Origin of the sequence: Spirillospora sp. NPDC048911 (assembly GCF_043198015.1) — a bacterium.
Taxonomy (GTDB): Bacteria; Actinomycetota; Actinomycetes; order Streptosporangiales; family Streptosporangiaceae; genus Spirillospora.
The window spans coordinates 205,728-224,355 of the sequence record NZ_JBICUD010000012.1 but is presented as its reverse complement, the minus strand read 5'-3'; the positions used below and the strand labels follow the sequence as shown (position 1 = coordinate 224,355).

Sequence of the window (18,628 nt, the reverse complement as noted above, 5' to 3'; positions counted from 1 at the left end):
GGGTGGTGGGGTTGACGTTCTTGCTAGGGCGGGCCTAGTTCGGCTCGGATCAGGGCGCCTCCGGAGGGGGCGGAGCCCAGGGTGAGGCGGCCTCCTGAGGTCTCGGTGACCCGGCGGACGATGTCGAGGCCGAGGCCGGACGAGCCGCCGCCGCTGCGGCCTCGGCGGACGCGGGTGTCGGCGAAGCCCGGGCCGTCGTCGGTCACTTCCAGGACCGCGCCGCCGGCGGGTCGTGGGGTGAGGGTCACCGCGAAGTCCGTGCCGTCGGGCGTGTGGCTGAAGATGTTGGAGATGAGGACGTCGAACGCGTCGGCGAGTTCGGCGCTGGAGGCGGCGACGGGGAGGGGCGGGGAGGCTGTGCAGCCGGTTATGGAGCGGCCCTGTTCGCCGGCGAGCACCGACCAGAACTCCATGCGTTCGGCGATCACCACTGCGGCGTCGCAGCGTTCGGGTTCGGAGTCGCCGCCGCGGACGGTCTTGATGGCGTCGGTGACCGTTGTCTCTACCGTGTCGATGGTTTCGTTTAGTTTGGCGCGTTCTGTGGTGTCTTCTAGTAGGTCGGCTTCCAGGCGCAGTGCGGTGAGCGGTGTGCGGAGCCGGTGCGAGAGGTCGGCGATGCGTTCGCGTTCGCCCTTGACGAGCTCGGAGATCCGGCGGGCCAGATAGTTGAGCGCGGCGGCCACCTCGACGAGTTCGGCCGCGCCGCCGCCGCGTGCGCGGGCGCCGAGGTCGCCGCGGCCGAGGCGCCGGGAGACCTCGGCGAGCTCTCGGAGCGGTGACGTCAGGCGGCTTGCCATGAGGAACGTGACGAGGACGCCGATCAGCAGGAGGAGCAGGCCGAGGAGGCCGAGTGTGGCCAGGGCCTCGCTCACGCCCTCGTACATGACGGTGTCGCTCACGAACGCGCGGACGACGATCGGCCCCTCCTGCCTGCCGATCATCGAGAGGAGGACCTCACGGCCGCCCGGCACCTCGGCGACCAGGCTGTAGCCGTGCTGGGCGAGCCGTACGGCGTCGGAACGTTCGGCGGCGTCCCCGAGCACCCGGCCGTCGGGGAGGAAGACGGAGTAGGTGTCGGTCTCGCCGGCCGCGAGGCTGTCGAGGGACAGCGTGAACGTCTCGGGTTCCTCGCTCATGAGCAGTGGCACGAGGGATTCGGCCTCGACGGCGGCCTGCGTGACCTTGTCGTCGGCGGAGATCGACCGCACCGTGGCCACGAGCGGGAGGAAGAACGCCACGAGGACCAGCAGGGTGGTCGCGACGACCAGGAACGTCAACTGCCGCCGGATGGTCGTGAGCCTCACGGCTCGTACCCTAGCTGACCTGCTATTTCATCACTCCGGCTTGACCCGGGATCGACCCGCGGGATGCCACGCTGGCTCGCGTGACCGCACGTATCGGCATCTGGCTCGCCATCGCCGTGCTCATGGCCGCGGTGGGACTCGTCGCCGTACGGATCACCGCCTGGGTCCTGACGGGCAGCGTCGTCCAGCCGATGCTGGGCGGGGAGATCAAGAAGCGCCTCGCCACGCATCCGGCGGCCGCTCCGAGTCCGGAGGCCTCCGTCAAGGGTGCGGGCGCGTTGCGGGTGTTCACGAGCCCGGGCGGACGGGTCCTCGCGCGGTGCGTCGGCCAGGACCGGGCGGTCCTCACCGGCTGGAGCCCGGCCATCGGCTATCACGGCCGTCTCGTCCAGGACGGCCCCGCTCCGGAGGCCGCGGTGATCTTCAGCCGCGAGGACGGCGTCACAGTGAGGGCCGCCGTGCGCTGCACCGGTGGATTGCCGCGCCTGCTTCACTGAGCGGCGACGCGGCCCCGGAAAAGCACGAGAGGCCGTACCAGTTGGTACGGCCTCCGGTGGCGGGCGGGGTCTGTCACGAGACGCGGCGCACGGTCATGACTTTGCGGGGACGTCGGCGGCGTTCCGGGATTCCAGGATCGCCGGCGGCGAGCAGCTGCTTGAGCGAACGGGGGACGATCTCTTCCGCGAGGTGCGCGTTCATGGTCCTTCTCCTTCACAGTGGTCACGCGGCGATCGCGAGGCCGAAGTAGGCGGTCTCGACGGCGTCGAGCGCCCAGCGCATGCGGGCGGCGTAGGCCTCGGGGTGGTCGCCGGCCTCCTGGGCCACGCGGGCGAGGCAGGTGGCGCAGGCGTCGCCGCACTCGGTGAGCCGGGCGTCGACGGCGGCCCGGACCTGGGCGGACGAGGGGGCGGCGGACGCCTGGAGCGGGGAGGTGAAGAGGATCTGGGCCAGTTCGGAGACGCTCATCGTGGTCGACATCGCGGGCCTTCTTCCCTTGTTCGGCTCTACCCTGAGCCTATCAGAACGGAATACTTTGTTCCATAGTCTGAGTCGTCGGAGTTCCAGGAGAATCGCGGTGGTTCCGGCTGGTCGAGAGCCCTCCGCCGAGCCCGCTGGTTCGTTGTCGCGCTCTCACAGAGATAGACCTCACCCCCGCCGAGAACTCATCGCCCCCGGTGCACCGTTCTCAAGAAATATTCGGCCGGGACGCGCTACAGGATGAGGGCGGCGGCGACCTTCTTGGGGACGACCATGCGCCAGGCGTCGATGACCAGCTCGCGCATCTCGGGTTCGTCCAGCTCAGCGGTCCAGGCGTTCACCCAGTTGAAGCGCTGATCGGAGAGGCGCGGCAGATGGAACTTCGCGGGCTCGGACTCGATCAGCGCGGCGCGCTCCTCCTTGGGGAACGCGAACCCCATGATCGTTTCATCCGGCGAGAACGCGACGTAGACGATCTGCCCGACGCGGAACTTCACGCAGTCCCTGATGAGGTGCTCGGACGTTCGGGGCAGCCGCCGCGTCAGGCGCCGCACGTCCTCGACCGTGACCATGCGCCATTATGACCGATCCACCCGGCGCACAGTTGACGATCTTGTTAGATTGCTGGACAAAAGAACAGTGCCGGGCAGGCAAGGTGCGTCGGGGAACGGGGTGCGCGTGGACGAGCTCGTGCGGTGGCAGACCGACCAGGGACCGGTGATCGTCGAGGTCGGCGCCCGGGAGCCGGGGTTCCAGTCGGTGTCGCGTCCCGAGCACGGCTTCATCGTCGACGCCGCCGAGCGGCTGGAAGCGGCCCTCGAGCACGTGCGCGGCGCCGCCGAGGCCGCGCTGCGCACCATCCGCGACGGCACGCTCGACCCGGACATGATCGAGCTGGAGTTCGGGGTCAAGCTGAACGCCTCGGCGGGCGCCGTCATCGCCAAGACCGCCGGCGAGTGCCATCTCAAGGTGAAGCTCACCTGGGGCGGCCCGGCCGGACCCGGCCAGGCGCCGAACGAGGAGGAAGGCTGACCGCGCCGTGCACGACTGGCAGTGGCGGGCCTGGGTGGGCGAGGCCTCGGGAGAGCCCCGCGCGTCGGCGTTCCTGATCACTCCCACCCGGCTGCTGACGTGCGCCCACGCGGTGAGCCACCGCGGCGGTACCTGGGTCGGTTTTCCCGGGTTGACGGGCCCCCTGCCCGCCAAGGTCGTGTCATGCGGCGACTGGCGGAGGCCGGGCGACGAAGGCGACGTAGCGGTGCTCGAACTGAGCAGTCCCGTCACGTTCACCCGTCCCAAGCTGGCCGCTCCCGACATCCTCGACGGCGGGCCCCGCATGCTCGCCACCTATGGCTTCCCCAATCCGCACGAGCCGTTCGAGCGGCACATCACCGTCACCACCGGGCCGTCGATGGTGCAGCGCCAGGAGTGGTGGCAGGTCAAGGCCGAGCCCGGCGACCAGATCCTGGCGGGCTACAGCGGCGCCGCGGTGTACGACCCGTCCACGCGCGAGGTCGTCGGCATGATCACCGACTCCGACCTGTACGGCACGGACGGCGTGGTGGGCCGGATGCTGCCGCTCGCCGCGATCCGCCGGTACTGGGAGGAGCTCGACGACCACCTGCCCCTGACCTGGCTGACGCCGCCCGCCCGGCATTCGCTGCGGCGCCTGCTGAGCGGCGCCGCCACCGCCGCGCCGCTCGCCGAGCTCGCCGCCGAGGCCGTCGGCCCCCTGCCGGGACGGCCCAGGTTCCGGTCGGCGTGGGACTCGGTCCGGAGCGTGGCCGAGGGCTGGCCGGACGACCCCGAGCGGCTGGCGCGCTGGATCGGCGTCCTCCAACGTCACCTGCCCGATCGCGACCTGGCCGGCTGGTCCCGGACGTACCTCCCGAAGGCCACCACCACGGCGGACGACGGTGGCACGGCCTCGGTCATCGTCCGGCTGGAACGCGTGACGCACGACAACGCCTACGACGTGACCGTGCACACCTGGATCGACGGCGCGGAGGGCGCCCGGCAGGAGACCGTCCGGGCCCCCGAACGCGCCGTCCGCCACACCGTCGAGACCGGCCTGGCCAGGGCGCGCGGCGCGATGGTGGGCCGGGCCGACTGGATGATCGAGTTCGCGGTGCCGGAGTCGTGGCTCGGCAGGCCCTTCGAGGAGTGGTACGTCGAGCGCGAGCACCGGCTGCCCATGGGCATGTACCCGGTGGTGGTGCGGGACGTCGAGCGCCTCCGTCCCGACTCGATCCGCCGCGACCAGGCCCACCGCCGCTGGCGCGTGCTGCGCGAGCGCGGCCGCAGCGAGCCCGAACGGGTCGGCTGCGACGCGCCCCGCGCCAAGAGCGCGTTCCAGAACTGGCTGATGGCCAACGCCGACGTCTGCGTCCTGGTGTACGGGGCGCGCCCGGCGAAGTCCTGGGTCACCGCCGCCCTCAACACCGGCATCCCGGTCATGGCCTGGCCGCGTACCCGCTGCTCCGCCGCCGGCTGCACCGGGCGGCACCAGCTCGACGCCCTCGCCGACGCGGTCGCCGGCCGCCACCCGGACCGCCTGCCGGCCCTGGTGATGGAGCTGCGCAAGCAGGCGCTCGTCGCCCCGGCGCACGAGCCGCACTGCGGCCGCGAGCTCACCCTGCTGTGGGACGACCCGTCCCGGCTTCCCGATCCGCCCCTGGCGATGGAGGTATGAGGTGCCCGACTGGCTGCTGTACCGCGGGACCCGCACGCCGCACGACGGCGTCGACCGCCTCCCGCCGCCCCCGCCGTGGCGCTCGTTCGACGGCGGGCCGACGCTCGACATCCCGCCCGCGGGACCCGCCGGCCACCACCAGGCGACCACGTACCGGCCCTCGGACGACGCCGTGCAGCAGGTGAACGCGGCGCTCTACCTGCGCCGTCCCCTCCTCGTGACCGGCCCGCCCGGCACCGGCAAGTCCACCCTCGCGTACGCGGTGGCGCACGAGCTCGGGCTCGGCTCGGTGCTGCACTGGCCCATCACCAGCCGGGTCACGCTCCGCGACGGGCTCTACCAGTACGACCCGCTCACCCGCCTGTACGCGGCGGGCCGCGAAGGCACGGCCAACGGCGGGGGTGAGGCCGCGCCGGACGACATCGGCCGCTACATCCGCCTCGGCCCGCTCGGCACCGCGCTCCTCCCGTACGCGCGGCCCCGGGTCCTGCTCATCGACGAGATCGACAAGAGCGACATCGACCTGCCCAACGACCTGCTCACCATCTTCGAGAAGGGCGAGTACGAGATCCCCGAGCTCGCCCGCCGTGCCGAGCCCACCGCCGAGGTGATGACCGCCGACGGCTCGGCCGCCGACCGCGTCACCGTGACCGGCGGGACCGTCCGCTGCAACGCGTTCCCCCTCGTCGTGATGACGAGCAACGGCGAACGCGAGTTCCCGCCCGCGTTCCTGCGCCGCTGCATCACGGTCAGGCTCAGCCAGCCCGCCGACCAGGCCGAGCTCGCCGCCATCGTCCGCGAGCACCTGGGCGATCTCGCCGACCAGAGCGACGACCTGATCAGCCAGTTCTTCGAACGGGCCAAGGAGGGAACGCTCGCCACCGACCAGCTGCTGAACGCCGTCTACCTGTGCCGCTACTCCGACGCGGCCGACCGCCACGACCTCGCCGACCGCATCACGCCGTACCTGGCCAGCGGCCCCGATGAGGATTAACGAACTCCGCCAAGCCCTGGACTCGCTCGGCCAGTCCGCAGACGCGCGCGAGCTGAGCGAAATCCTCTGGCTCGCCTGCCACACCTCCGAAGGCCCGGCCGCCAGCGCACCCGAAGCGTCACCCGCGCCTGACACCGCCCACAACGACCTCCCGGCCCTCGAAGAGATCCCCGAACGCCCGGCGGCTCCCAAGGGTCCACATCCAACGCCCACCAGCGCGCTCCACCCTCGTCCGGCGGCGCCCGAGATCGGCGGCGACGCCACCGAGATCCTCGTCCCCACCGCGCCGATGCTCGCCGACCCCCTATCTGTTCAGCGGGCGCTCCGTCCCCTCAAACGCCGCGTCGCCTCTCCCCTCCGCACCGAGCTGGACGAGGACGCGACCGCCGCCCGCATCGCCGACACCGCCCTCTGGGTGCCCGTCCTCACCCCGGCGCCCGAACGCTGGCTCTCCCTCAACCTGGTCGTGGACACCGGCCCGTCCATGCGGCTCTGGCGGCCCCTCGCCCGCGAACTCGCCGAGACGATCCGCCGCCAGGGGGCCTTCCGCGACGTGCATCTGACCTACCTGGACGTGTCGGGCGGCGTCTCGTCCTCGCCCACCGCCCCCGCCCTTTCACCCACCGCACTTCTCGACCCTGCCGGACGCCACGCGACCCTCGTCCTCAGCGACTGCTCCGGCCCGCACTGGTGGAACGGCCGCGCGCCGCGCGCTCTCCATCGCTGGGCGCAGACCGGCCCGGCGGCGATCCTGCAGCCGCTCCCCGAACGCCTCTGGCGCCGCACCGCCGCCCCCACCACGCCCGGCCTCGCCTCGCTCCCCCGCCCCGGCGCGCCCAACACCAAGCTGCACTTCACCCCCTACGACGGGGAGACGCCCGAGGGCCTGCCGATCCCCGTGCTGGAGATCGCGCCCCGCTGGCTCTCCGGCTGGGCGAACCTGGTCGCCGGCGCGGGCCCCCGGCCCACCGCCGTCGCCACGCCCACCGCCACCACCGCCGCGCCCGTCCGCCGCGAACGCGAACTCCCTCCCGAGGAACGGGTCCGCCGCTTCCTCGTGACGGCGTCTCCCGAAGCCGCCGAGCTGGCCGCCCACGTCGCGGTCTCGTTCCCGTCCCTCCCGGTGATGCGCCTCGTCCAGAAACGCATCCTGGGCGAGTCCGGCCCCAGCCAGCTGGCCGAGGTACTCCTGAGCGGCCTCCTGCGTCCCCTCGACGTGGCCCTCGGCCAGTACGAGTTCGTCCCCGGCGCCCGCGAGGCCCTCCTCGCCAGCCTCCCGCGCCCCGAGGCCTGGCACACCCGTCACGTCCTCGAACACGTCTCCGCCGAGATAGAACGCCGCGCCGGCTCGTCCACCGAGATGTTCCGCGCCCTCCTCCCCGCCACGGACGGCGACCAAGCGCTCCCCTGCCGCCCCTTCGCCCTCCTCAACCCGGAGGCGAGAGCCCTCCTGGACCGCACGACCACACCCCCGCCTCCGTCGCCACTGGCCGCCCGCAACCCGGACTTGCTGGAGCTGCTCGGAAGGCCGGTGTCGCAGCTGATCATCGACGCGAGGTGGCGGGCGGCCGGAGAGACGGTCCCGGTGCCGATCGGCGTGGCCGACGAAGGCGAGCCCGTCCGGCTGGATCTGCTGGGCGGCTACCGCGTCGGCCCGCACGGGCTGATCATCGGCGCGCCGGGATCGGGCCGTATCGCGCTGCTGCGCACGATCGTGACGGGACTCGCCCTCACCTACCCGCCGCGGACCGTCGCCTTCGTGCTCGCCGATCTAGGGGCGGGCAACGCGTTCGACGGCCTCGCCGGGACGTCGGAGCTGATCACCGCCACCGCGTTCCAGCCCTCGGAGACCACGCGTCTGGTCACGGCTCTGACGGACGAGCTCGATCGCAGGGAAGCATTCCTGACCCGCGCCAACACCCGGTCCTGGGCGGGCTACCAAGGGCTGCTCGCCCGCGAGGTCACGGACGACCCGCTGCCCGCTTCGTTCGTCGTCATCGACGAGTTCGGGGCGGCGCTGACGCAGACCCCTGGGTTCGCCCGAGTACTTGAACGAGTTGCCAAGCAAGGTGAACGTCTCGGCGTCAGGCTGGTGCTGGCTTCCACGGAACGGCAGCCCACGTTCACCGAACGGCTGACGTGGCGGATCGCGCTGCGGGACGAGCCGGGCACCGGCCACCTCTATGTGGGCGATGCGACGCCGACGCACTTCCACACTGCCGAGGTCCCCTCGGACGTGGCCTCCCTTTTCCGGACATCGCCACCTGTCCTCGACTGGACGCGGCCGTTGGACGAATGGGCGCCGATCCCCCTCGGAATGAGCGACGAAGGGCCGGTGCGGCTCGATGTCATGGACGGCTTCGTACCCGGGCATGGGCTGATCACCGATCCGCAGGAGTCCGGCCGTTCGGGGCTCGTGCGGTCGCTCGTCACGCAGTTGGCCCGCGTCCATCCGCCCACGCAGCTCAACTTCCTCCTGGCGGACTACTCGGGAGGCACCACGTTCACCGACGGGCTGGACCGGCTTCCCCATGTCGCCGACGTGGTCGTCAACATCGCCGGAGAGCTCTCACTGGCCGATCGACTGGGCGAGGCGCTCATCCACGAGCTGGACCGGCGGCGATCCTTCCTCGAAGTGTCACGTTCGAGCGCCTGGCATCACTACCAGTCATCGGTGGCGCAGGGCGAGCCGATCCAGCCACTGCCCGCCCTCTTCGTGCTGGTGAACATGGTCGACGAGTTGCTGGAGGTGAAGCCGGACTTCGGTGAGGTGATCCGGCAGGTCGTGGAGCGCGGCCCGCTGCTCGGCGTGCAGCTCACCCTGATCTCCACCGGCAGGAAGCTCTCCTTCGGCCATGACCCGTCCTGGTTCATCGCGGCGTCCGGGGAGAGTGGCCGCCTGTATCAGCCCCGGGAACCCACCGCGTTCAAGCTCCTGCCCGAGCACAACATGCCCGCGCTGATACGGCTGATATCCGACCACGGGCCGCAGGCGCATTGGCTCATGCCCCGGCGGCGCCCCGGAGCCGCGGCCGTCGACGACGCACTGGATGCGACTGGTGATCTGATCCAGCTGAGCTCTGTACGGGCTCAGTTGAAGTCGCTCGCCGAGCGGGAGTTGGAGCGCCTCCACGGGAACGAGCCCGCCCGGCACCTGCATCTGGCCTTCACCGGTCCTGGCCAGTTCGCCAGGAGACCGGCGGCCAAGGGTTACGCATCCGTGCTCGCCGAGTTGGGTGTCCTGCGCAAGGCCCAGATCATCGAGAGCACCTGGGCGGGACTCACGTACCAGGAGGTCTCGCAAGCCTACGGCGGGTTGCTCTACATCGCGGACGACGGACGCTCGCCGGGAAGCGACGCGGAGGCCGCCGCACTGATGGAGCGGCTCCGGCCTGAGGCGGTCATCGTCTTCGAGGGCGAGACCGAGAGGATCGCGAGCTTCATGCGCGAGCATCCGGACATCGCGGCGAAGTTCGACGCGACGGTTACCTTCTTCGAAGAAGCGTAAGTCAGCGCATGGCGGCGATGGACGTGCGGAGGCGGCGCAGGTCCCGGATGCGGTGTTCGTACGTCGCGCCCATGAAGAGCAGGGCCAGCCCCGTGACCGCGATCGGTGCCCAGCGCGGTCCCTGGCCGACGAGTTCGAGCAATGCCGGGGCCAGTTCGTGCGCCGCGTTCAACACCAGCACGCCGCCACCCAGCAGCAGGGGTGCTTGGAGGCGGGTCCGTGCTCCTGCCAAGGTCACGGCGAACGCAGCAATGCCCAGGAGAAGTGGGCGGGTCAGGCCCGGATCGCTCCACGCGACGGCCAGGCTCGGGACGAAGGTCAACGCCAGGGTCGGCCCGTAGATCGCCCACGAGGAAGCCGTTGGCCGCATCCAGTTGCTGCGGCGAGCGCGGCGATTCCGACCACGACGGGTGCTCCCGGGTCGAGCTCACGCGGGCCGGTCCAGACCCGGTCGATCCAGAAGTACGGGCCGAGCAAAGCTTCGGTGAGCGCGGGCAGGTGAAGGAGCACTGCGACACCTGCGGTCAGCAGGCCCGCTATCTGCAGCCCGATCCACCTGTGGGCGGTCACCAGGGCGAGACCGCCAGCCGCCAGCACGAGGGACAGCGGCTCCGGATACGGCACGGCCATGCCCGCAGCGACCGCCAGCAGGGCGGATCCGGTGCCGAGCAGCGTGTCCCGCATGACCGCCGTGAACTGCCCCCCAGACCGGAGGACGAGCACTGCGACGGCCAGCACGACGAAGGCCGCGTGCTCGCGCGGCAGCCCCTCCGACAACGCGACCGCGGCCCCCTCCGCGCCGAGGGCGAGCGACGCGACGGCCGCCGCCACCCCGGCCTCCGGGGTGTCCCTGCCCCAGCGGGCGAACACGGCGGCGATCAGTGCGAGCACTGCCAGGACCGCGAGCGTGGCGGGCCGTCCGGCGAGCGACCAGGACGCGGCGAGGGACGCCGTCCAGAGCGCCGCCGCCCCCGTCGGCCCGCGCGCGACGGCCGCCCAGCAGGCCAAGCCCGCGGTGACGGCGACCAGGAAGGCCAGCGCGGCCCAGTAAGGAAGATCGGCGGCGAGGGGCAACGGCGTGAGCACGGCGGGGAGAAGCACCCGGACGACGCCCGTCGCGGCCCAGCCGCTCTGGGCGGCGGCCGCGAGGACGGCGGCGGACGCGGCGAGCAGCAGGACCGGGACGAGCATCGGCTCGGCGTGCCAGGCCGGCGAGTCCGGGGACAACACCGCGCGGGCGCTGTCGGCGGCTTCCACCCCGCCCCAGCTCTCTCCCATCCATGCGTACGGGCCGAAGAGCGCGGTGAAGAACGCCTCACCCAGCGGCAGCGGCGCGCAAAAGGCCAGGAGGGACGCGGCGACCACATGCGCGAGACGCGACGGGCCACTGTTCATCCAGGCGCCCACCGCCATCAGCATGGCGGCGATCGCCCAGGTGAGCGCGAGGAGCCCACGGTCTGCGGGCACGTAGAAAACGGCCGCCACGGTGAGCACTTCGGCCGCCAGACCAAACACACGCACATGCGCGGGCCGCCGGGATTTCCAGGCCGGGAGCGCCGCGAGGGCGAGCGCGACGGCTCGTATGGCGAGCAGCAGGAACGGGACGACCGCCGATCTGCTGTCAGGCGACTGCCAGGCCCAGACCGCCCACGCCAAACCGCCCGCCGCCACCACCGCCCCGGAGGCGCCGGCGACACGCGGCACCTCCGTCCGAGCCAGCAAGGCGACCGCGAGAAGAAGCACGAACACGATCCCGACGACCAGCACGGTCGTGCTCTCGCGCACCAGCGAACCAGCCACGGCCAGCAACGCGGCGAATCCGGCCACGAGAGTGCTCGTCGCGGCCAGCCCCTCAACACGGGTGCCCGCCGCCACGCCTGCCAACGCCAACGCGAGCCCGAGCGGGACCACGACGGCGGCGGTATGCGGCATGTCGCCGGATATCGGCAGCGTGAGCACAGCGACCGAGCCCAGGACCAAGGCCGCATGCATGAGGCCACGCCGTCGCACGGACACGACCCCGGCCACGAGAGCCGACGCGGCGATGACCACGGGAACGGCCGGTGCGCCATGCCACACGAAGTCCGGCCAGGCCGTCTCACGAGCCCGGACAGGCGAAGCCGCCCATATCGCGCCGACCCACGTCAGCGGGCCGAAGAGCGCCGTCATCACGTACGGCGTCATCAGCAGAGCGGTCAGCGCGAGTGCGTGCAAGCTCGCGCCGACGAGCCCCGCACGCAACCAGCCGGGCGCCCAGAGCGAAGCGGCGAGAACGACCAAGCAGGAGACCGCGTACGCGGCCGGATCCCACACCCACTCACCAGGGAGGACGGCAGCGGCTGGGGTCGCGAGGGCCGCCACCAAGCAGACGCCCGAGACCGCCTGTGCCGCGTACGAAGGCGGAGAGCCCGGATCGAGAAGACGTGCGGTCGATCCCGCCAAGACAGCAGCCAGGACCAGGACGGCGGCAACCCGCACAGCCGCCCCGTCCGAGCCCGGAGCGAACGAGACGATCAGGGCAAGCCCGGCGCCAACACTCGCCGTCAGAACCCCGGCCGCCGCGATGACCGTCCGTTCGACCCGCGCGTGCTTGGGCGCCAGCGTGTACAGAAGAAGGTCGAATCCGGCCGTGACGCACAACGCGAGCGCCATCCCGGTCGGGGTGAGCCCGACGGCACACGCGGCCAGCGGAAGCGGCGCCTGGGCCAGCACGATCGCGGTCGGGTACGGCAGCCGCAGCGGAGCGTGCTTGCCGTACCAGGCCCACCCCGCCGCCATCAACGCCACGGCCAGCGAGGTTGCCCAGAACGTGGCGGTGTCGCCGTCGACGGCACCCCGCGAACCAGCCGGCGCCTCGTCCCCTCTCACCGCCTTGCCGATCGCGACGGCGTTCAGCGGCACGAGCACGAGGCCGATGAACGCGATCGTCTCGGCAGTCGCGGCCAGCCCGCGCTGGGCGAGCGGCCACGGCACCGCGAGCGTGATCGCGGTGACCGTCGCCAGGACGCCCGCGCGGACGCCAAGGTGCCCCCAGCTGACCACGGTGAAGACGATCGCCGCGACGGCCAGCAGCAGGCCGCCGAAGAGCAGCAGCAGGTTCTGGACCGCCCGCTGGGACAGGTCGCGTCGCGCCCTCTCCGGCAAGGGCAAGGGCATCGATGGCGATGGCGTCGGTGATGGCGGTGACGTCGGCGGCGCTGATGGCGGTGACGGCCTCGTGGGCGTGCGTAGCGGCGGCGTCGGCGTGGGCGGTGGCGATGTCGGCGCGACGGCTGCGGTCGTGTGCTGGGCGTGATCGAGGCTCGCGAGCAGTTCCCGCTGCCTGTCCCACAGGTCTGCGCGTTCCCGCTCGATCTGCCAGAGGCGTGCGTTGACTTCGGCCGGCTCGGCGCTGATGGCCTCGGCTTCGGGGAGCGGCGGACCCCAGTGCCAACTGGGATCGCTTCGATGGTCGGCGTCCATGGACCAACCCCTGTCGATCTTCAATTGCGGGCAGCGTACGACGCGGACGCCCGCCAGACCGGGCAACGGCGTAAACCGGACACCGATCCATTTTGCACCAATCGATCCAAAACATGCTAGGGTCGGGGACATGGCACGACCGAGGCAGTTCGATGAAGAGCGGGCGATGGACGCGGCGATGCGCGCGTTCTGGACCGCGGGCTACGAGGGCACCTCGACCCAGGATCTCTGCGACGCGACGGGCCTCGGACGGAGCAGCATCTACAACACGTTCAAGAGCAAGCACGATCTCTTCGAACGGGCCCTGAGCCGCTACATGGACGGCAAGAACGCGGCGGTCTTCGAGCTGCTGGAGGGCGACGCCCCGGCCAGGGACAAGGTGCGGACGCTCCTGTGGCAGGTGATCGAGGCTCCGGTGGACGATCCGATCGGCTGCCTCGTGGTCAACTCGACGGTCGAGCTCGGCCCGCACGACGTGGCGGTCTCCGCCACGCTCCGCAAGGACCTGGAGCGGCGGCTCGACGCGGTCACGGCCGCGATCGAGGCCGGGCAGCGCCGAGGCGAGATCGACGCGGGCAGGAACGCCCGGGATCTCGCCCAGTTCGTGAACGCCACGATCAGCGGGATGCAGGTGGCGAAGCGCGGTGGCGCCGGACGCGACGCCCTGGCGGGGATCGCCGGCACCGCACTGACCGCTCTCTAAAGCGCGGCGGCCTCTGAACGCGAGGGCCCAGAGCCGCCGCTCTCTGCTGTGCAAATTTTGTACCGATCAATCTAAAACAGGAGGCGCGCCGATGCCACTGGCCATCTACATCCTCGGGTTCTCCATCTTCGCGCAGGGCACCTCAGAGCTCATGCTCGCCGGGCTGCTGACCGAGATGGCCGCCGATCTGGACGTCTCCGTCCCGCAGGCGGGCCTGCTCATCTCCGCGTTCGCACTCGGAATGCTGGTCGGCGCGCCGGTCCTGGCGGTGGTGACGTTGCGATGGCCACGCCGGGACGCGCTGCTGGTGTTCCTGGCGGTCTTCATCGTGGCGCACATCGTGGGCGCGCTGACGCCCGGGTACTGGGTGTTGTTCGCGACCCGCGTCGTGGGCGCCTTCGTGTACGCCGGGTTCTGGGCGGTGGCGGCGACGGCGGCGCTCGGCCTCGTCCCGGCGAACGCGCGCGGCAAGGCGATGAGCGTCGTCGCGGGCGGGCTCACCGTGGCCACGATCGCGGGCCTTCCGGCGGGCACCGTCATCGGCCAGCACCTCGGCTGGCGTGCCGCGTTCTGGGCGGTCGCCGCGCTGTCGGCGGTCGCGATGGCCGGCGTGACCGCCACGATCCCCGGCGGGCGCCCGGCGGAGACGCCGGAGCTGCGGCGCGAGCTGCGGACGATGGCCCGGCCCCGGCTGTGGCTGGCGTACGGCACGACCGCTCTGTCCACCGGCGCCCTGCTCGTGACGTTCGGCTATCTCGGCGCGCTGCTGACCGGGACGACCGGTGTGCCGGAACGCTGGGTGCCCGCGGTGCTGGCCGTGTACGGGGTCGGCGCGCTCCTCGGCATCACCGCCGGCGGCCGCACCTCGGACGCGCATCCCTTCCGAACCCTCTTCGCGGGCGTCACGGGCCTGACCGTGATCTCGGTGGCGCTCGCGCTGGCGGCCGGGACGGCGATCGCGGTGGTCGCGCTGGTGTTCCTGCTGGGCGCGTTCGGGTTCGCCACCAATCCCGCGCTCAACACCCGGGTGTTCGCGCTGGCCGAGGGAGCTCCGACGCTCGCCGCCGCGGCCAATGTCGCCGCGTTCAACGTCGGCATCACGGCCGGTCCGTGGCTCGGGGGTCTGGCCATCGGCGGCGGGCTCGGCTACCCCTCCGTCGCCTGGATCGGCGCGGCGCTGGGCCTGGCCGCGCTCGGCACGGTGGCGTGGGCGGCGGTGCTGCAACGCCGAAAGGCCGGCACGGAGCGGATTCACTCCGTACCGGCCTTCACGGACGCATGACTAACACGTCAGCGGCACTGCTTGGCGGGCATGCCGTAGAGCACGCGCCCCTGCCACTTGCCGTTCTTCGTCTGCCGCTTCTCGGGATGCTCGGCGACCGTCCAGACCTGGTGCGTCCCCCGGTAGCACGACAGGTCCTCCGGGCCGTACGAGATGGTCGGCCTGGACAGGATGGTGAACTTGCCGCCCGCGTACTTCGCGCTGACGAGCTGGCCGCGGTTGCGGACGGTGCCGGGTTCGAGCGGCTTCTCCGACTTGGGCACGTTGCGGGTGAACCACCAGTTGCCGCGCGTCCCCACGCCGCCCTGGACGTTGGTCACCGGCAGGTTGACCACGTAGGACGGGTTGGCACGGCCCTTCGTGTCCATCACCAGGTCGCTGCCGCCCTTGCTCCCGATCGGGAACGCGGCGACTCGACCGGCCCCGCCCGTGCAGAACTCGCCCGTGATGAGCTTGTCCTTGCCCGCCCGGTCGATCGACAGCCACGAGTGGTTGGGCGTGCCGGTGCCGGTGCAGGGCTTGCCAGAGCGCGTGTTCGGCACGTACGAGGCGACCTGCGGCATCACGTAGCGGTAGCCGTATCCGTAGTAGGTCTTGCCGTGCAGACCGATCCACGAGGGCTTCTTGGTAGAGCCGTTCTTGCTCTTGCCCAGGTCGAAGATTTGCCGCATGTCGAAGACACGGATGCCGGTGTTGGTGTCGGCGACGTACAGCCGGTTGCCGTACCAGGCGAGGCCTCCGGCGTGGATGCCCTTGTCCGTGCCGTGCGTGCCGACCGGCTCGTACGTGGTCTTACCCGTGGCGTTCTTGTACGGCCAGACCAGGAGCGCGTGGCGGTAGGTGTTGTTCTTCAGGTTGACGAACGTCACCCGCGCGCTCTTGTGATAGCCGTCCTTCCTGTTGTCGTACCAGCTGACGAGCAGGGCCTTGTTGCCTTTGCCCCACGACTCGTCGGCCTGGGCGTCGGACGTGCCGGTGACGCCCTGCGGGTACCACTGGGCGGTCTTGGTGTCGCCCGAGTTGAAGCAGAACCAGTCGCCCTGTTTGGGGGCCGCCGCCTTGGTGGCGCAGGCGCCCTTGCGGGTGCCCTTGCGATTGCCCGCCTTGTCGTTGAGCAGTGCGGTGACGCTGCTCGTCTTGAGGCTCTTCGCCATCCCGCCGAGAGCGCCGCCGGCCGGGCCCTTGCCCACCTTGAGCACGTAGGCGCTCTTGCTGGGCGCGGCCGCGGCGACCGTCTCGGCCTCACTCGCTTCATCTGAAGACACGTAGGCGTATGCGGGTACACCGGCCGCCAGCGTCGCCAGCGAGGCGACGACGACGAGGGAGCGCCGGACGTTCAAATGATCACCTCCAGGGGATCATGGAACGTAACATTCACCTCCTTTCCGGCAAAAGATCACGAAAAGCGGCACTCTGCTCACCCTGGGACAGTTCGCGCAGGTCAGAGGCCCGTTGATTGGCACGGTCCAATGCGGGCGGCCGAACGTGACGTCCGTAACAGTGCGGAACGTGACGAACGCGGGTCGCGACAAACGCGAGGCCGGCCCCGATCGTCGCGATCGGGACCGGCCCCTTGACGCGGGCGAGCCGGGGCTCCTAGCGGAGGCGGCAGTTGCCGGTGTCGACCTTGGTCGGGTCGCTCTCCGAGGTCGCCTTCACCACGAGCTTGGCCTTGCGGTCAGCGCCCGGAGCGGCCTTCGCCCAGACCTGCACCGCCGTGGCACCGCCCGCCTTGGCGGTGGCCAGCGCGTTCGGCAGCAGCGTCGTCCAGCCCTTGCCGGTCGCCGAGGCGCTCAGCCGGAAGACGTCCGAGCCGTACACGCCGGAGCCGCCCTTGCCGGAGTTGCGCAGCGGCACGGTGCACTTGACCCAGCCGGAGCCGGCCGGACGCGCGACGCCGTTGTCCACCTTCACGTTGCGGCGCTGCGAGCCCGCCCCGTCCAGGGAACGGACGGCGACGGTGTAGGACAGGACGCCCTTGCGGTCGCGCTTGATGTCGAGCACGTAGAAGTGCAGGCGGTTGGCCGCGTCCACGTGCTCGTACTCGCTGCCGGAGTTCGTGCCCGCGTGCATCAGCGCGTCCGACAGCTGCCGGTAGTCGCCGATGGTCATCTTGACCTGCTGGCCGTTCGGCAGGACGTAGTCGACCTTGTCGATGTCCTGCGGGTTGGAGTCCTTGACCCAGATGAACGGGGCGTTGTCCGCGTCCTTGGTCTTGGCCAGCAGCACACCCGAGTCCGGCGTGAACGAGTCGAAGCCCATCCGGTCGACGACCTCGAGCGTGTAGTTGTTGTACTTGCCGCCGTCGCACAGCGGGTCCTTGGTGGTGTCGCAGGCCGGGCTCCGGTCGGCCGTGTCACCCGCGCCCAGCCGCACGTTGATGCCGGCCAGCGAGCCCTTGCCGGGCTGCACGGCGCGCGCCGTCACCTTGGCGACGACCGTGCCGTCCTTCGGCAGCGTCGCCCGATCGAGCTGCAGCACCTTCTTCGTGTCGACGATGCCCAGCTTGAGCTTGTTGCGCAGCGTGTGCTGCGCGCCCATGGACGCGCCGCCCGTCGCGGGGATCATCCAGCGGCTGTGCGGGCCGCCGGGGCCGTTGAAGCTGCCGCGGCTCAGCATCTCCCACGGGCCCGTGTACGCGCGCCGCGGCGGAACGCCGTACGGGTTGTTGTAGTTGTCGCCGATCCCGAGGATGTGGCTGAACTCGTGCGCGTAGACGCCCATGCCGGAGCTCTCGGCCTGGGTCGAGCTGCCGGTGACCGCGTTCGGCCAGTGCGTCGAACCGGCCTGCCACGAGGTCCACTCCACGTAGCGGGTCTTGATCCAGTTCGGCAGGGCCGGGTCGTCCGGACCCCACTCGTCCGGCACGTCCTCCTTGGTGGGGAACTTCATCTGGCCGAACTCCTGCCAGGTGGACGACTCGTCCTGCCCGGCGGTGAGGAAGAAGACGAAGTCGAACTGCTTGGCGGTGTCCTCGCCGACGTCGGCGATCCACGCCTTCCGCGCGTCCGCGCGGATGTCCCGGTTGCAGGTGTCGCCGGCCGGGCAGCCGGTGCCGTCCTGGAACTGGCCGACGCCGTACTCGTGGTCCTTGGCGGTCATGCGGTACGCGCCGAACGCCTTCAGGTCGACGCCGTACCGGCCGCCGGAGTCCTCCATCCAGTACTCGTGGAGGGTGTGGCCGCGGTTGAGGTCCTGCGGCTTGTTGAGGAAGTCCTGGTAGAACTGCGCGACCTTGTTCTGCGGCACGTCGCTGACGACGGAGGGGTTGCCGAAGATGGTCGAGTTCTTGGGCTGGGTGACCACGAACGGCTGGTTGGGGTAGTCGACGAGGACCACCGCGCCCTTGAAGTTCTTGATCGAACCCTTCTTCGCGGGATCCGCCCAGTTCGCGCCCGGGATCTCGCGGTAGTCGTCCCAGGTCATCGTGTCGGGGATCTCGTAGTTCTGCGGGTCGATCGGCTTCGGGGCACCGGGCGCCGCGAACGTCCGCACCTGCTGACCCTGCTGCCACGGCTGGGTCTGTGGCCAGTGCCGCATCTGCCAGGGGTTCGGGGTGGGTTTCGGGATCGGCGCCTTCGTCTGCGCGGTGGCCGGGGCGGCCGCCAGGCCCGCGGACAGCAGCATCGCTGCCACGGCGGGCGCCAAGAGGATCTTTTTGACGTTCATGTCTCCCCTGTCTGAAATGTCATCCGAGACGGTAGA

At 71.0% G+C, this 18,628-nt stretch carries 15 protein-coding genes; 7 read left to right on the top strand and 8 right to left on the bottom strand.

Annotation, left to right across the window (positions count from 1 at the left end; translation table 11 throughout):
- Window positions 1-23: 23 nt before the first annotated feature.
- On the bottom strand, window positions 24-1,304 hold the full coding sequence (locus ACGFNU_RS42230) for a sensor histidine kinase (RefSeq protein ID WP_392602261.1): 1,281 nt from the start codon (window positions 1,302-1,304) through the stop codon (window positions 24-26).
- Between the two features lie 80 nt (window positions 1,305-1,384).
- On the opposite strand from ACGFNU_RS42230, the gene ACGFNU_RS42225 reads away from it, so the two are divergent.
- Window positions 1,385-1,801: a hypothetical protein gene (locus ACGFNU_RS42225; protein ID WP_392602260.1), complete on the top strand. Its 417-nt coding sequence runs from the start codon at window positions 1,385-1,387 to the stop codon at window positions 1,799-1,801.
- Window positions 1,802-1,874: 73 nt separating this feature from the next.
- On the opposite strand, the gene ACGFNU_RS42220 is transcribed toward ACGFNU_RS42225, so the two are convergent.
- The 3 genes from ACGFNU_RS42220 to ACGFNU_RS42210 form a co-directional block, all read right to left on the bottom strand.
- Entirely contained in the window at window positions 1,875-2,003 is a 129-nt protein-coding gene (locus ACGFNU_RS42220) for a hypothetical protein (protein WP_392602259.1), read from the bottom strand.
- A 21-nt stretch (window positions 2,004-2,024) separates the two neighbouring features.
- The gene (locus ACGFNU_RS42215) at window positions 2,025-2,282 is read right to left on the bottom strand and encodes a hypothetical protein (RefSeq protein WP_392602258.1); all 258 of its coding nucleotides are present in this window, start codon (window positions 2,280-2,282) and stop codon (window positions 2,025-2,027) included.
- 233 nt (window positions 2,283-2,515) lie between these two features.
- The gene (locus ACGFNU_RS42210) at window positions 2,516-2,854 is read right to left on the bottom strand and encodes an MmcQ/YjbR family DNA-binding protein (RefSeq protein WP_392602257.1); all 339 of its coding nucleotides are present in this window, start codon (window positions 2,852-2,854) and stop codon (window positions 2,516-2,518) included.
- A 106-nt stretch (window positions 2,855-2,960) separates the two neighbouring features.
- Here ACGFNU_RS42210 and ACGFNU_RS42205 point away from each other — a divergent pair, with 106 nt between their 5' ends.
- The 4 genes from ACGFNU_RS42205 to ACGFNU_RS42190 are packed head-to-tail and all read left to right on the top strand — an operon-like array spanning window position 2,961 to window position 9,476.
- On the top strand, window positions 2,961-3,314 hold the full coding sequence (locus ACGFNU_RS42205; protein WP_392602256.1) for a CU044_2847 family protein: 354 nt from the start codon (window positions 2,961-2,963) through the stop codon (window positions 3,312-3,314).
- A gap of 7 nt (window positions 3,315-3,321) precedes the next feature.
- A complete protein-coding gene (locus ACGFNU_RS42200) occupies window positions 3,322-4,974 on the top strand; it encodes a hypothetical protein (protein WP_392602255.1) in 1,653 nt (550 codons plus the stop codon).
- A 1-nt stretch (window position 4,975) separates the two neighbouring features.
- Window positions 4,976-5,968, top strand: a complete 993-nt coding sequence (locus tag ACGFNU_RS42195) for an AAA family ATPase (RefSeq protein WP_392602254.1) — start codon at window positions 4,976-4,978, stop codon at window positions 5,966-5,968.
- On the top strand, window positions 5,958-9,476 hold the full coding sequence (locus tag ACGFNU_RS42190) for an SAV_2336 N-terminal domain-related protein (protein WP_392602253.1): 3,519 nt from the start codon (window positions 5,958-5,960) through the stop codon (window positions 9,474-9,476). Before ACGFNU_RS42195 ends, ACGFNU_RS42190 begins: the two co-directional genes overlap by 11 nt.
- Before the next feature lies 1 nt (window position 9,477).
- Here ACGFNU_RS42190 and ACGFNU_RS42185 read toward each other — a convergent pair whose 3' ends face one another.
- Together ACGFNU_RS42185 and ACGFNU_RS42180 are read right to left on the bottom strand one after the other, a co-directional pair.
- Window positions 9,478-9,798 (bottom strand): SCO7613 C-terminal domain-containing membrane protein, encoded by a 321-nt coding sequence (locus ACGFNU_RS42185; protein WP_392602252.1) that lies wholly within the window; start codon window positions 9,796-9,798, stop codon window positions 9,478-9,480.
- A complete protein-coding gene (locus ACGFNU_RS42180) occupies window positions 9,795-12,632 on the bottom strand; it encodes a hypothetical protein (protein ID WP_392602251.1) in 2,838 nt (945 codons plus the stop codon). The genes ACGFNU_RS42185 and ACGFNU_RS42180 overlap by 4 nt, the downstream gene beginning before the upstream one ends.
- A gap of 436 nt (window positions 12,633-13,068) precedes the next feature.
- Here ACGFNU_RS42180 and ACGFNU_RS42175 point away from each other — a divergent pair, with 436 nt between their 5' ends.
- Window positions 13,069-13,641 (top strand): TetR/AcrR family transcriptional regulator, encoded by a 573-nt coding sequence (locus ACGFNU_RS42175; protein ID WP_392602250.1) that lies wholly within the window; start codon window positions 13,069-13,071, stop codon window positions 13,639-13,641.
- 91 nt (window positions 13,642-13,732) lie between these two features.
- A complete protein-coding gene (locus ACGFNU_RS42170; RefSeq protein ID WP_392602249.1) occupies window positions 13,733-14,923 on the top strand; it encodes a Cmx/CmrA family chloramphenicol efflux MFS transporter in 1,191 nt (396 codons plus the stop codon).
- A gap of 8 nt (window positions 14,924-14,931) precedes the next feature.
- On the opposite strand, the gene ACGFNU_RS42165 is transcribed toward ACGFNU_RS42170, so the two are convergent.
- Complete coding sequence (locus tag ACGFNU_RS42165; RefSeq protein ID WP_392602248.1) at window positions 14,932-16,263, bottom strand: hypothetical protein; 1,332 nt, start codon at window positions 16,261-16,263, stop codon at window positions 14,932-14,934.
- Window positions 16,264-16,519: 256 nt separating this feature from the next.
- The gene (locus ACGFNU_RS42160; protein ID WP_392602246.1) at window positions 16,520-18,592 is read right to left on the bottom strand and encodes a M6 family metalloprotease domain-containing protein; all 2,073 of its coding nucleotides are present in this window, start codon (window positions 18,590-18,592) and stop codon (window positions 16,520-16,522) included.
- Between the last annotated feature and the right edge of the window lie 36 nt (window positions 18,593-18,628).